Source organism: Brevundimonas sp. UBA5713 (assembly GCF_002419815.1).
In the GTDB taxonomy this organism is placed as follows: domain Bacteria; phylum Pseudomonadota; class Alphaproteobacteria; order Caulobacterales; family Caulobacteraceae; genus Brevundimonas.
Genome location: NZ_DIGV01000027.1, coordinates 199,681 through 213,371 on the forward strand (window position 1 = coordinate 199,681; position 13,691 = coordinate 213,371).

Sequence of the window (13,691 nt, forward strand, 5' to 3'; positions counted from 1 at the left end):
TGACCTCTGAACAGCTGTGGCCGCGCGATGATCGTCGTGCGGCCACAGTGGCAATAGGGGCAGATGCCGGACATCGCCCCGCTATTCATCTCGGGATTACAAATGACTCTTCGACTGGATCGTCGTCGTTTGGTGCTAGGCGGAAGTCTGGGTTTGATGGCCCTCGGCTTGCCCGGTGGTGCTGCCATGGCCCAGCAGGTGCTGGCGGCCACAGGCTTCACCCACGGTGTCGCCAGTGGCGAACCCGCATCTGACAGCATGCTTTTGTGGACGCGTTATGTACCGTCCGGTCAGGGCAGCGAGGTGATGCTCGATGTCGAAGTGTCCGCGGATCGGGACTTCAACCGCATCCAGCACCGCGAGCGGGTACGCACCGGCGGCCATCGCGACTGGACCGTGAAGGTGACCGTCGACGGTCTGGCGGCAGGCTCGACCTATTGGTACCGCTTTGTGGGGCCAGACGGCAGCTATTCGACCGCAGGGCGTATGTGCACCCTGCCTGAAGGCAAGGCCGAGCATTTCCGCATGGGGGTGTTCTCGTGCTCCAACCTGCCCATGGGCTGGTTCAACGCCTATGCCCATGCGGCCAAGCGTGACGATGTAGACCTGTGGCTGCACGTCGGTGACTACATCTATGAGTACGGCATAGCCTCCTATTCCGACGCGGACCGCATCGCCGAGCGCATTGTCCTGCCCGCGCATGATCACGAGATGGTGGCACTGGCCGACTATCGCCTGCGCTTTGCCTGCTATCGCGCCGACCCCGACCTTCAGGCACTGCATGCCTCGGCCCCGATGGTGTGTCTGTGGGATGACCATGAATCCACCAACGACAGCTGGGAAGGCGGCGCGCAAAACCATCAGGCCAACGAGGGCGACTGGGCGACCCGCCGCGCGGCGGCCATTCAGGCCTATCTGGAATGGATGCCGATCTCCGAAGAGCCGTGGAAGGCCTATCACATCGGCGAGCTGGCGACGCTGTACCGCACGGAATCGCGCCTGATCGGTCGGACCCGTCAGGCCGATATCGGGGCTGCCTATCGTGCGGGCACGGCGACCGCGCTGTCAAACTTCCGCGATGGCGAATGGATGGACCCGACGGCTTCCATGCTGGGCTCAACGCAAGAAGCCTGGATCGAGCGGGAGTTCCGCCGCAATGCCCGTTCCTCGGCGTGGCAGCTGGTGGGTATGGCCTGCATCATGGGTCGCACAGTCATGCCGCAGGACGCTGTCAGCTGGCTGCGTTCCGATGTCAGCGAAGGCGCGCGCAACGGCTTCATCAACGCCGCACGCGCTGGCGCGGTGGGACTGCCGATGTGGATGGACCGCTGGGATGGCTATCCTCAGGCGCGCTCGCGTTTCCTGAAGGCGGCGCAGCAGGCCGACGCCGACCTCGTGGTTCTGTCCGGCGACAGCCACAACGCTTGGGCCTATTCCCTGTCCGAAGAGGGCCGTCCGGCAGGCGTAGAGTTTGCAGGGCAGGCGGTGACATCCAACGGTATGGAGCGTCAGTTGGGCGTAGACCATGCCCGTGTGGCGCGTGGCTTCGTCGACGCCAACCCCGAAATGGTTTGGGCCCAGACCCATGGTCGCGGCTATATGATGCTGGACGTCAAACCGCACCGCGTCGAAAGCGAGTGGATATTCTTCAACACCACGAAGCAACGCGACCAGACCGTTGCCAGCACCCACCGCATCCACGTCGACAAGGGGCACCGGCGCATTCAAGCGTAAGGGCCTGCCACCGCGACGCTCCGAACAGCCTGCGCTTGCGCAGGCTGTTTTTGCGACAGGCCTATGGGTGTGGGCCGAGACGGGATGTCGGCTGGCTTTCCGACACAGCGGACCGTCTGCGCCTACGCTGCATTAGCCTTGAACCAGAAACCGACATCCGACGCGGAGGGATTGGCTGTGGCTCAGATTAGCGGACGAGGCTGGGCATTTTGGTGTGGCGCGTTGGGCTTTGCCTTGGGCGGCTTCTTTGACGGTATTCTTCTTCACCAGATTTTGCAGTGGCATCACCTGCTCAGCCTTGTGCCCGCCATCGCCGATCTGCGCGCACAGGTACTGTGGGATGGCTATTTCCACGCCCTGATGTACGTCATCGTCTCGGTTGCGCTGTATCGCCTGTGGAAGCTGAACCGCAGCGGAAATGGACGTAATATCCTGTCACCACTGCTTATCGGTTTCGGGGCGTGGCACGTGGCCGATGCCGTCCTTTCCCATTGGCTGCTAGGTATTCACCGCATCCGTCCGGAAAGCAGCCAGCCGCTGTTTTGGGACCTGCTCTGGCTCGTCGTCTTCGGATTGTTGCCGATGGTGGCGGGTGGACTCTTCCGACCTCCGGGGCCGCCGAAACATCGGACGGTTCTGGTTTCTGTGCTGTCGGTAATCGCCCTGATCGGTGGCGTGTGGGCGTTAATCATCGCTCAAGAACTCTCGCGTCTATACCCGACCCTGCGATCCAGACTGGTTCGTTAGGTCGGGCCGTAAAGGCTGAAGTGGCGTGTCCTGAGCCCAGCTATATTGAATGAGCGCGCACAGTGCTGCTCCAACAAGAACAAGAGCTTAGGATTTGGGAGCGGACCTCCCAAATTGAAGCACTGGTTCAAAAGTAGAAGTCGGACTCTTGAGCCTAGAGAGCGCATGGCATCATGAGACGTCCATCTAGAGCCGCTCTTAACTGGTTTTGAGCCAGGTCTAAGTGGTCCCGACAAAAATGTCGGGACCACTTAAGACCTGCTCACTTCAGGCCCGCGGGACTTAAGCTCTAGAAACTAACCACTTAGGGCAACCAGTTAAGACCTGCTCTAAAGGCAGTCACACCGCTTAAGAACGCCTCACGTTCTGGATGCCGATTAAAATCTGCTCGTTACGATCCCGCTTTGCGGCAGACCCATTTTAATAATCTTCACGCGCAAGAGAGTTAATGTTGACGGGCAATCTGATTTGTCACATGGTCATGACCCATAAACGTCAGCGTAGAACGACGTCTGGGAGGGAAAATGAAAATAAAGATGATGACATCGGCCTGCGCCGGTGCTTTGAGCCTTGTTGCGTTTGCTGCGCCGGCTTGGGCGGAAGATCAAACCCAACAAACCGCACAAGAAGCGGCTTCGGAAGTCGGCGAGGTTGTCGTGACAGCTACCCGTCGCGCCACCCGCCTGCAGGACGTGCCGCTGTCCATTACGGCCTTTTCGCAGCAAGAGCTGACCAAGAAGGGCATCGTGGGCTACGAGGGTCTGGCTCGCGAAACTCCGGGCGTCGTGTTGAACAAGCCGACCGCCAACTTCAACAATTTCACCGCACGGGGCATCGCCACCAACGGCTATAACGCCAACCTGCAAAGCTCGGTCGCCATCTATATCGACGAGCTACCGATCTCGACCATCGGCAACACCACGGTGATTGACCCGACCCTGTTCGACGTAGAGCGCGTCGAGTTCCTGCGTGGCCCGCAAGGTACGCTGTTCGGCTCCGGCTCGCTGGCCGGCGCTCTGCGCATCCTGACCAAGGCTCCGGAACTGGATGGCTATAGCGCAGGCGTTCTGGTCGATTACGGTATGACCGGCGCGGACAGCTTCCGCCAGCGTTACAACACTATGGTCAATGTGCCGCTGATCGAAGACGAACTGGCGCTGCGCGTGGTGGCCTTCCACCGCGACGAAGAGGGTTACACCGACAACCTCGGCACCGGCATCACCAACTCCAACACGCTGAAGAACTCGGGCGTCCGTGCCTCGATGCTGTGGAAGCCGATGGACCGCTTCTCGCTGCGCGGTACGGCTTCCTATGAAGAATCGACGCCGGAAGATTCGGGCCTGATCGATCCGTCGCTGGGCCGCAACAAGCGCGTCTCGGATCGCCCGGACATCTTCTCGGGCGTGCTGACGACCGGCAATGTCACCGCTGAGTACCAGTTCAACGGTGCCAAGCTGACCAGCTCGTCGACGCTGTCGCAGTTTGACCAGAAATTCTATCTCGATCTGGCTGGCACCTTCGGTGGTGCGATCGCCTTCGCGCTGGATGCCGATGCCTATCAGCGCACCTTCGTGCAGGAAATGCGTCTGGCCTCGGATGCCGGCGGCAAGTTCGACTGGGTGGTGGGCGGCTTCTATCTGAAGCGTCGTCTGGACGTGGATTACTTCTACCGTTCGAACCCAGAGTTCCTGGCGGCCAGCGGCATCACGGGCCTGCAGGACGAATATTACCAGCGCATGTACACGCACACCAACTCGCACGAGTTGGCAGCGTTCGGTGAGCTGACCTATCGCTTCAACGACAATTTCTGGGTCACGGGCGGCATGCGTTACGGCGAAGTGTCGGCGCAAGGCTTCACCGAAGAGGGCGGCTTCAACAGCAACTATCTGGTCAATGCCCTCTATGGCATCTCCGGTCCGCTGACGATCACCCCGATCGAAGCCGCGACCGGCCTGAAGGCCGAAGGCTCCAAGCCGTCGTTCAAGGTCAGCGCCACGTGGAAGCCGTCGGCTGACCTGACGACCTATGCGACCATTTCGACGGGCTTCCGTACGCCGATCGTAAACGCCTATGGCGGTCGTCCGAGCGTTGTCGATCCGGATGACCTGATCATCCCGGACGGCGCGGCATCGGACGATCTGACCAACTATGAAATCGGCCTGAAGGGTCGTTTCCTTGAAGGTAAGCTCTACGCCAACCTGGCCGCCTATTACATCGACTGGTCGAACATTCAGGTTCAGGCCAACCGCGTGTCGGACTCGGTGCAGTTTGCCACCAACATTGGCAAGGCCGAGAGCAAGGGCGTCGAATTCGAGCTGCGCGCGTTCCCGCTGGATGGCCTGTCGCTGGGCCTGAACGGCTCGTTCGGCAACTCCAAGGTTACCGAGCTGACTCCGGAAGAGGCCGCCATCTCGGGTGCCGTTCTGGGCGCACGTCTGTCCAGCCCGAAATTCCAGGGCTCGTTCAGCGTCGACTACCGCTTCGCCCTGCCGAACGACATGGAAGGCAATGCCTCGGTGGTCGTGCAGCACGTGGGTGACTATCCGGGCCTGTTCCCGAACGTGCCGGGTCAACCGGGCGTGGTCCAGTCGACCTATGGCTTCACCGATGCCTATGAGAACGTGAACGCCAGCTTCGCCATTGCCAAGAACGATCTGACGATCGGCTTCTATGTGGAGAACGTGTTCGACGACCACTCGGTCACCTACGTTCACCCTGAAGCCTTCCTCGCCAGCCGCTTTGGCACCATGCGTCCGCGTACCTTCGGCGTCCGCGTCGGCTACGAGTTCTGATCATGGGCTACGCCGCAACCACTCCGCTGGCGGGGCAAGAGCCTGCACCGCGCAAGGGGGCCTGGCTCGTTCTGGGGCTCCTGTGCTTCGTGTATGTCCTGAACTTTCTGGATCGACAGCTTCTGTCGATCCTTGCAAAGCCGATACAGGACGAACTTGGCGTCACCGATGGTCAGCTGGGTCTGATCAGCGGGCTGTATTTCGCCCTGTTCTATTGCACCATCTCCATCCCTGTCGGCTGGCTGGCCGACAGGACCAACCGGGTGAAGGTCTTGGCCTTCGCCTGTGGTCTGTGGAGTCTGGCGACTGTGGCTTGCGGCGTAGCGTCCAGCTATCCGCAGCTGGTTCTGGCCCGCATGACTGTGGGCGTGGGCGAGGCCGGCGGTGTTCCGCCGTCCTACGCCATCATTACCGACTATTTCCCGCCGTCGATGCGCGGTCGTGCGCTGGCCCTGTTCAATCTTGGCCCGCCCATCGGGCAGGCCATGGGCGTAGCCTTCGGTGCCGCGATTGCAGCAGCCTATGACTGGCGTTTGGCCTTCATCTTCCTGGGCGTCGTCGGCATCGTAGCGGCAATCGCCGTATTCATTATCGTCAAAGAGCCGCCGCGCGGTGGTCTTGATGCCAGGCCGGTTTCGGTCGAGGCCGAAGCAGCGGACGCCGAGGACGGCAAGTTCTGGGCGACGTGCAACATGTTTGTCACGCGTCCGAACTTGATGCTGGCTTCTTTCGGCAGTGGCGCAAACCAGTTCATCACCTACGCGACCCTGAACTTCGCCACGCTGTTCCTGATGCGCGAGAAGGGCATGACCCTTCAGGACGTCGCTGTGTTCTATGCGATCGTCGTCGGCATCTCGATGTGCGCGGGCATGTACATTTCGGGCCGTATGCTCGACAAGCTGAAGGCCAAGTCCAAGGCAGCTTATGGCTATCTGCCGGCGGTGGCTCTGTTGCTGGCCCTTCCGGGTTTCATCGGCTTCGTCTGGGCTGAAACTTGGCAGCTGTCGTTGGCCTTCCTCGCCCTGCCTCTGTGCCTGAACTATTTCTACCTGACCCCGTCGGTGGCACTGGTGCAGGAAGAGGTGAAGCCGCGCCAGCGCGTGCTGTCGGGTGCGATCCTGCTTCTGATCATGAACCTGATCGGTCTGGGCCTTGGTCCGACCTATCTCGGTCTGGCCAGCGACTTCTTCGCCAAGTCCAATCCTGAAACCTCGCTGCAGATGGCCTTCTATTCGCTGGCTCCATTCTATCTGCTGTCGTCGGCCATCTTCTTCATGCTGGCACGCCGTCTGAACCGCGAACAAAAGGGCTTGGTCTAATGGCCGGCCGGTTTGCTCTGGCCTTGATGGCTGCAGCAGCGCTGACCACCTCGGCCCATGCGGGTGTGGTGGTCACGGCTCCGGCCGGTGCTGTCGAGGGTGTCGCTGCAGACGGTATCGTCGCGTTCAAAGGCCTGCCGTTTGCCAAGCCGCCCGTGGGCGAGCGCCGCTGGCGCGCTCCCGAGCCGATCGCCCCGTGGGAAGGCGTGCGGGATGCCAGTCAGTTTGGCGCGGCCTGCCCACAGCCGATCTCGCGGCCCGGCAGCATCTATGCCTCGCCGCTGAACAAGATCGACGAGGACTGCCTGTTCCTGAACATCTGGGCACCGGAAAAAGCCGAGAAGGCTCCGGTCATCGTCTGGATCCATGGCGGCAGCCTTGTCACCGGCGCGGGCCACGAAAACATGTATGAGGGCACTTCGCTCGCCCAGCGCGATGCGGTTGTCGTCAGCATCAACTATCGCCTTGGCGTACTGGGCTATATGGCCCACCCGGAACTGAGCGCCGAGAACCCGCAGAATATCTCGGGCAACTACGGCCTGCTCGATCAGGTGCGGGCGCTGGAATGGGTGCGCGACAATATCGCGGCCTTTGGCGGTGATCCGGAAAACATCACCATCGCCGGTGAATCTGCCGGTGCGCTGAGCGTCATGTATCTGATGGCTAGCCCTAAGGCGCGCGGTCTGTTCCACAAGGCCATCCTGCAAAGCGCCTATCTGATCTCGACGCCTGAACTGCGCGGCAGCACCCACGGTGATCTGGCTGCCGAGGACGGCGGTCGTATCCTTGGAGAAAAGCTGGGCCGTGACCTCAAGGGCCTGCGCGAAATGGATGCGCAGGAACTGATGCTGGCAGCGATCACCAACGGCTTTGGTCCGTGGGGCGCTGTCGACGGCGAGATCCTGCCGCGCCAACTGGTCGATATCTTCGCCAACGGTGAACAGGCCGATGTGCCGGTGCTAGCGGGCTATAACGAGGGTGAAATCCGCACCCTGCGTATGCTGGCCCCGCCCGAACCGACCGATCCGGTCGCCTATGAGGCCGCGATCCGCGCCCGCTATGGCGATCTGGCCGACGAGTTCCTGCGCCAGCACCCGTCGAGCAATATGGGTGATAGCGTTCTGACCTCGGTGCGTGACATGCTCTATGGCTGGACCGCACAGCGTCTGGTCAAGAACACCACGGCCAAGGGCAAAGACGCCTTCCTCTACTACTTCGATCACGCCTATCCGGCGACGACCGCAGCCAATCTACACGCCTTCCACGCGGCGGAAATTCCGTATGTGTTCGGCACCTTTGACCGCACGCCGGTCATGTGGCCGCGTCCGAAGCTGACGGTGGCCGAAGGGCGTCTGAGCGAAAGCCTCGGTGACTATTGGGTCAGCTTTGCGCGTGACGGCCAGCCGTCGTCGCAGCACGGCCCGCAATGGCCCGCCTATGGCCGCGAGCAGAACTATCTGCACATCGGTGACGAGGCCCGCGTCGACCAAAATCTGGCTCCGGGCATGTTTGAGTTGAATGAAGAGGTGGTCTGCCGCCGTGTCCAGCAGGGTGGAATCCCCTGGAACTGGAACGTCGGACTGTGGGCCCCTGAAGGAGTAAACGGTTCATGCAAGTGATTGACGGGGACGTGCAGTCTTTTCCCCTGACGCTGAACCAGTTTCTGGATCACGCGGCCAAATGGTGCCCAACGTCCGAGGTGGTGACCGCCCGCGACGACGGTACACTTTCGCGCGTGACCTATAGTGACCTGCGTACGCGTAGCTTGAAAACCTCGTCCCTGCTGGCGGCCATGGGTGTGCAGCAGGGCAGTCGCGTCGCGACACTGGCGTGGAACACTCAAGGCCACGTCGAAGCCTGGTTTGCCATCATGGGCATGGGGGCGATCTGCCACACGCTGAACCCGCGCCTGACGGCGGAACAGCTGTCGCAGATGTTGCACCAGTCCGGTGCGTCCATTCTGTTTGTGAGCCCGGACCTCGTACCTCTGGCGCAGAAGGTCGTCGATCTGACGCCGCAACTGACCGAGGTACTGGTGCTGGATGTGGCCGGAACCGATGGGGGAACGGGTCCGGCCACCATCCGTGCTGTCGAGCCGCTTTTGGCAGGGCAGGGCACAGACATCGTCTGGGGCCAGTTCCCTGAAACCGCGCCGAGCGGACTTTGCTTCACCTCCGGTACGACCGGCGCGCCCAAGGGCGTGACCTATACCCACCGCTCCAGCTACCTTCACACCCTGCGTGTGCTGCAGGCCGAGGTCATGGCCATCACCCGCCGCGATGCCGTCATGGCGGTGGTGCCGATGTTCCACGCCAATGCATGGGGTCTGCCGTTTGCGACCGCCGCTGTGGGCGCAAAACTGGTTCTGCCGGGGCGTCGTTTGGATGGAGCCAGCCTGGCTGACCTGATCCAAAAGGCCGAGGTGACCATCGGTGTGGGCGTGCCGACCGTGTGGCTGGCCCTGTTGGAACACTGCGAAACGAACGGGATTGAACTGCCGACGCTGGAGCGCATCATTGTGGGTGGCTCGCCTATGGCACCGGCCCTCATGGAGCGTCTGGAACAGCGTTTGGGCGTAACGATCCAGACCAGCTGGGGCATGACCGAACTGTCGCCTTCGGGCACGGTGGCACCGCCCTATATCCGTAACCGTTCGGCCAGCCTTTCGGGGCGTCCGGCGGTCGGTGTGGATCTGCTGCTGACCGACGAAGATGGCGTGGCACTTCCCAACCAGCGCGGCGAGGAAGGCCATCTCAAGGTTCGCGGTGCGGCTGTGGTCGAGCGCTATTTTGGCCAGACCCAGAGCGCGACCGACGCCAATGGCTGGTTCACCACGGGTGATCTGGCGCGCATCGACCATGATGGAAACCTGACCATTACGGGGCGTGCCAAAGACCTGATCAAGTCGGGCGGTGAATGGATCAATCCGGCAGAGATCGAGTCGATTGTGGGGGCGCTTTCGGGTGTCTCGCTGGCAGCGGTTATCGGTCGGGCCGATCCCAAATGGGGCGAGCGCCCCATTCTGCTGGTCGAAGCGGCCAACGATCTTGATGACGAAGCTTTGCTTGCCCCCTTGAAAGGGAGGGTCGCATCGTGGTGGATACCGGACGCCGTTATTCGACTCGAGAAAATGCCGCTAGCCGCCACCGGCAAGATCGATAAACTGAAGCTTAGGGCGGATTACGGTGCAGCGTAAGCTGCGCCCGCCTGTCCCCCCAAATAGAGCTAAGAGTTAAACTTGTCCGAGACGCCGAAGACGACCCGCCGCAAGCCGACGAAAGCCGAGCAACGCGCGGAGATGACCGAACAGATTCTCGATGCTGCCGAGGAACTGTTTTCGCGTCATGGCCTGTACGGCGTTACCCTGAAAGATGTGGCCAATAAGGTGGGTGTCCACCACACCTTGCTGAACTACTATTTCGACGACAAGAAACACCTGTTTGATCAGGTGTTTGCCCGCCGCGCCGCCGTAACGTCCGAACGACGTATGACGGCGCTGAACGCCTATGAGTCTGAGGCGGGTGACAATGTGACGGTTGAAGGGGCACTGCGCGCCTTTCTCGATACCGACCTCGATCTGTACATCGAAGGCGGAGAGGGCTGGCGCAACTATGCGGCCCTTAGCGCGCAGGTGGCCAACACGCCGGAGTGGGGGGCCAGCATGATGGACCAGCATTTCGATCCGGTGGTGCTGCGCCTGATCGGTCTGCTGCAAAAAGCGCTGCCGGATTGCAGCGAGGAAGACCTGTTCTGGGGCTATCACTTTGTAACCGGTGGGCTGATGCTGACGCTGGCGCGAACGGGGCGTATCGACAAGCTGTCGGGGGGCAAATGCCGATCAGACGACTTTGTCGCCGTTAAGGAGCGGATGGCCAGCTTTATGGCAGCTGGCTTCGAGAATATTTGCCGAAAACGTTCCTAGGGGCGCTGGCCCAATTGGTTTTGGTGGGCCGCAGGCTGCACGCCTTTGGCATCACCATATTATTCACTATCAAGATAATGAAGAAATGTCGGGAGAGATCGGGATGTTGAACAACCGCGTGGCGATCGTGACGGGCGCAGGCGGCGGACTGGGCCGCTGTCATGCGCTTTATCTGGCCAGCCAGGGTGCCAGGCTCGTGGTCAATGATCTGGGTCTGGCGGCTGCCGAAGCCGTGGCCGAGGAAATCCGCGCTGCCGGTGGCGAGGCCATGGCCGTGGCGGCTTCGGTCGCCGATGTGGATCAGGTGCAGGCCATGGTGGACGCCGCCATGGCCCAGTGGGGCCGCATCGATATTCTGATCAACAACGCGGGCATCCTGCGCGACAAGACCTTCGCCAAGATGTCCATCGACGACTTCCGCCTGGTGGTGGATGTGCACCTGATGGGGGCGGCCATCTGCTCCAAGGCCGTGTGGGAAATCATGCGCGCCCAGAACTATGGCCGCATCGTCATGACGACCTCGTCGTCGGGCTTGTACGGCAATTTCGGTCAGGCCAACTATGGCGCGGCCAAGCTGGCGCAGGTGGGCCTGATGCAGACGTTGGCCATCGAGGGTCAGAAGTACAACATCCACGTCAATGCTCTGGCTCCGACCGCAGCCACGGCTATGACCGATGGCGTGCTGTCCGAAGAGGCGCTGACCGCGTTAAACCCGGCCTTGGTCAGCCCCGGTCTGCTGGCACTGGTGTCTGACGAGGCCCCGACCCGCACCATTCTGTGTGCTGGAGCGGGCAATTTCGCTGTCGCCAACATCACCTTGACTGAGGGGCATTATGTAGGCCGCGCCAAAGACGCCGGTCAGCAGGTCATTGCCAACTGGGCCAAGGTCGTGGATCGTGCAGGCGAGACTATACCCGCGTTCGGATTTCAACAGGCCACTCAAGAGCTGGCCGCGGCCGGTGTGTCCGGCCCAGTCACGGTGCGATAAATCATGAGAGAAGCCGTCATCGTCTCCACTGCCCGCACGCCGATTGGCCGTGCCTATCGTGGAGCATTCAACGACACCCCTTCGCCCACGCTGGCGGGCCATGCCTTGCGCGCCGCAGCGGATCGCGCCGGACTAGAGGGCGGCGAGATCGAGGACGTGCTGCTGGGCTGCGCCATGCCGCAGGGCTATCAGCACACCATCGGCCGCAATGCCGTGCTGGCCGCAGGTTTCCCGGTCTCGGTGGCGGGCATGACGCTGGATCGCCAGTGCGCGTCGGGCCTGATGGCAGTCGCCACGGCCGCCAAACAGATCATCACCGACCAGATGCAGATCACGGTCGGTGGCGGCGTGGAATCGATCTCTCTGGTGCAGACGCCGGAGATGCGCGTGCAGAGCGATCCGACCGTGTTGAAGAAGGCGCCGGACGCCTATATCGCCATGCTGAACACCGCCGAAATCGTTGGTCAGCGCTATGGCATCACACGCGCCGAGTGCGACGAATACGGCCTGATCTCGCAACAGCGCACCGCCGCCGCCTATGAGGCCGGTGCCTATGCCGACGAGCTGGCCCCGCTGGCCTCGCGCCAGAAGGTGGTCGATAAGGCCACGGGCGAGGTGTCCTACAAGGACGTGACCCTGACCAAGGACGAGGGCTTCCGCCCCGAAACCACGCAGGAAGGCCTGCAAGGCCTGCGCGAAGTCATTCCGGGCGGCATCGTCACAGCAGGCAACGCTAGCCAGCTGTCGGACGGGGCCTCGGCCAATGTGCTGATGGAGGCCAAGGAGGCCGAGCGCCGGGGGCTGCAACCGCTGGGCCGCTATGTCGGCATGGCTGTCGCGGGCGTGGAGCCGGACGAAATGGGCATCGGTCCGGTCAAGGCCGTGCCGCCGCTGCTGGAACGTTTCGGTCTCAAGGTTGATGACATCGACCTGTGGGAGCTGAACGAAGCCTTCGCCGTACAGGTGCTGTACTGCCAGAAGATTCTGGGCATTCCGCTGGAGAAGATGAACGTTAACGGCGGTGCCATCTCTATCGGCCACCCCTATGGCATGTCCGGCTCGCGCATGGTCGGCCACATCCTGATCGAAGGCCGTCGTCGCAAGGCCCGATATGGCGTGGTGACCATGTGTATCGGCGGCGGCATGGGCGCAGCGGGTCTGTTCGAAATCTTTTAGTAGAGATTCTTCGACTTCTCAGAATGCCGCTTAGGCGAAAAGTGCTGGTGGATTAACTCCACCAGCTCGATTTCGGCGCTTCTGCTTTAAGTACGATTTCTAGAGCTTCGCGATCATGAAAGCCTTGGCCGATTGAAGGGACCTCTGGATGGGCATCAAGAAGCATCCAGATATCCTTCGGGCTAACAGCTAAACGAGCAGCAGCTTCTCGCGTCGACATGAATTTGAGGCCCGTTTCCCTCACGGAGGCGCGACAATAGCGCGACTTCTCCTCTGTGAATTTGGTGATGTGGCCGCGCCGACGAAGCCAGCTGACGTCTTGTGCCGTGCAGTTTAGGTAGCGCTCTATTTCGCAGAGAGAGAGCCAACTTCGATCGTAGATACCGTAATATTGGTGATCAAAAATGTAGGGCGTGGAGGTGTCGGGGCCTCCCATGATTAAGGCGCGTGCCCCAGCCTCATGGACAGCGATTTTATAAGATTTAGGTCCTTTCAGGAGAGCAAGGCCTCCGGGCAGCTTACCGTTGAGCCCCCCTCGCAGTACTGGCAGCCATGGTTTCTCGCGTCCGCCTACCCCTGTGAAAGCGACGTCTAGCGAGATGTAGCCGGCATTTGGCTGCACTTCGTTCAGGGCCTTCAACAGCTCAAACAAATGATTTGCTGAGGTGCCAGCTAAGGACTGGTCCCCTCGCAAAATGCGAATGGTAGGATCGGGCTCTTCAGCTAACCAGCCTGCCGCGAAGAGTTGCTCCATCGCGACACGAGGCAGATCGAAGACCCTTTTAAATAGAGAACCGTCGAACCACTTCTGGGCGCGATCACGAAGCTCGACAGCCGAACTACGCAAGATCAACGAAGGGAACGTATCGCTCCGGAACTCAGCCCGTTTTAGATGACCATTAGCAACAAGTTCGCCGATACAACTTGTGCTGACCGACAAAATATCTGCGGCCTTAGAGTGGCACACGATGTCGTACCGGTCATGTGACGATGACGTGACCCCCTGAAACTCC

At 61.1% G+C, this 13,691-nt stretch carries 10 protein-coding genes; 9 read left to right on the forward strand and 1 reads right to left on the reverse strand.

Features of this window, described 5'->3' with window-relative positions; all coding sequences use genetic code 11:
* The first annotated feature begins 102 nt into the window (after positions 1-102).
* The 9 genes from B3B04_RS07150 to B3B04_RS07190 all read left to right on the forward strand — a co-directional run bounded on the left by B3B04_RS07150 (position 103) and on the right by B3B04_RS07190 (position 12,678).
* A complete protein-coding gene (locus tag B3B04_RS07150) occupies positions 103-1,734 on the forward strand; it encodes an alkaline phosphatase D family protein (protein ID WP_292041409.1) in 1,632 nt (543 codons plus the stop codon).
* Positions 1,735-1,911: 177 nt separating this feature from the next.
* On the forward strand, positions 1,912-2,481 hold the full coding sequence (locus B3B04_RS07155; RefSeq protein WP_292041411.1) for a DUF2243 domain-containing protein: 570 nt from the start codon (positions 1,912-1,914) through the stop codon (positions 2,479-2,481).
* Positions 2,482-3,005: 524 nt separating this feature from the next.
* On the forward strand, positions 3,006-5,273 hold the full coding sequence (locus tag B3B04_RS07160; RefSeq protein WP_292041412.1) for a TonB-dependent receptor: 2,268 nt from the start codon (positions 3,006-3,008) through the stop codon (positions 5,271-5,273).
* 2 nt (positions 5,274-5,275) lie between these two features.
* Positions 5,276-6,592: a spinster family MFS transporter gene (locus B3B04_RS07165; protein ID WP_292041414.1), complete on the forward strand. Its 1,317-nt coding sequence runs from the start codon at positions 5,276-5,278 to the stop codon at positions 6,590-6,592.
* Complete coding sequence (locus tag B3B04_RS07170; protein WP_292041416.1) at positions 6,592-8,211, forward strand: carboxylesterase/lipase family protein; 1,620 nt, start codon at positions 6,592-6,594, stop codon at positions 8,209-8,211. Before B3B04_RS07165 ends, B3B04_RS07170 begins: the two co-directional genes overlap by 1 nt.
* Positions 8,202-9,788 carry an AMP-binding protein gene (locus B3B04_RS07175; RefSeq protein ID WP_292041418.1) on the forward strand — a complete coding sequence of 529 codons (1,587 nt, stop codon included), beginning with the start codon at positions 8,202-8,204 and terminating at the stop codon, positions 9,786-9,788. The genes B3B04_RS07170 and B3B04_RS07175 overlap by 10 nt, the downstream gene beginning before the upstream one ends.
* Positions 9,789-9,890: 102 nt before the next feature.
* Positions 9,891-10,514 carry a TetR/AcrR family transcriptional regulator gene (locus tag B3B04_RS07180; RefSeq protein WP_409516049.1) on the forward strand — a complete coding sequence of 208 codons (624 nt, stop codon included), beginning with the start codon at positions 9,891-9,893 and terminating at the stop codon, positions 10,512-10,514.
* 103 nt (positions 10,515-10,617) lie between these two features.
* A complete protein-coding gene (locus tag B3B04_RS07185; RefSeq protein WP_292041422.1) occupies positions 10,618-11,502 on the forward strand; it encodes an SDR family NAD(P)-dependent oxidoreductase in 885 nt (294 codons plus the stop codon).
* A gap of 3 nt (positions 11,503-11,505) precedes the next feature.
* Positions 11,506-12,678, forward strand: a complete 1,173-nt coding sequence (locus B3B04_RS07190; RefSeq protein ID WP_292041423.1) for an acetyl-CoA C-acyltransferase — start codon at positions 11,506-11,508, stop codon at positions 12,676-12,678.
* Between the two features lie 52 nt (positions 12,679-12,730).
* On the opposite strand, the gene B3B04_RS07195 is transcribed toward B3B04_RS07190, so the two are convergent.
* On the reverse strand, positions 12,731-13,691 hold a 961-nt coding region (locus B3B04_RS07195; RefSeq protein ID WP_292041424.1), incomplete at its 5' end, for a hypothetical protein.

What these genes read in the sequence shown, in the direction of transcription:
- B3B04_RS07150 (WP_292041409.1), top strand. Translation starts at nt 103, where the DNA reads ATGACTCTTCGACTGGATCGTCGTCGTTTGGTGCTAGGCGGAAGTCTG.
- B3B04_RS07160 (WP_292041412.1), top strand. Translation starts at nt 3,006, where the DNA reads ATGAAAATAAAGATGATGACATCGGCCTGCGCCGGTGCTTTGAGCCTT.
- B3B04_RS07165 (WP_292041414.1), top strand. Translation starts at nt 5,276, where the DNA reads ATGGGCTACGCCGCAACCACTCCGCTGGCGGGGCAAGAGCCTGCACCG.
- B3B04_RS07170 (WP_292041416.1), top strand. Translation starts at nt 6,592, where the DNA reads ATGGCCGGCCGGTTTGCTCTGGCCTTGATGGCTGCAGCAGCGCTGACC.
- B3B04_RS07175 (WP_292041418.1), top strand. Translation starts at nt 8,202, where the DNA reads ATGCAAGTGATTGACGGGGACGTGCAGTCTTTTCCCCTGACGCTGAAC.
- B3B04_RS07180 (WP_409516049.1), top strand. Translation starts at nt 9,891, where the DNA reads ATGACCGAACAGATTCTCGATGCTGCCGAGGAACTGTTTTCGCGTCAT.
- B3B04_RS07185 (WP_292041422.1), top strand. Translation starts at nt 10,618, where the DNA reads ATGTTGAACAACCGCGTGGCGATCGTGACGGGCGCAGGCGGCGGACTG.
- B3B04_RS07190 (WP_292041423.1), top strand. Translation starts at nt 11,506, where the DNA reads ATGAGAGAAGCCGTCATCGTCTCCACTGCCCGCACGCCGATTGGCCGT.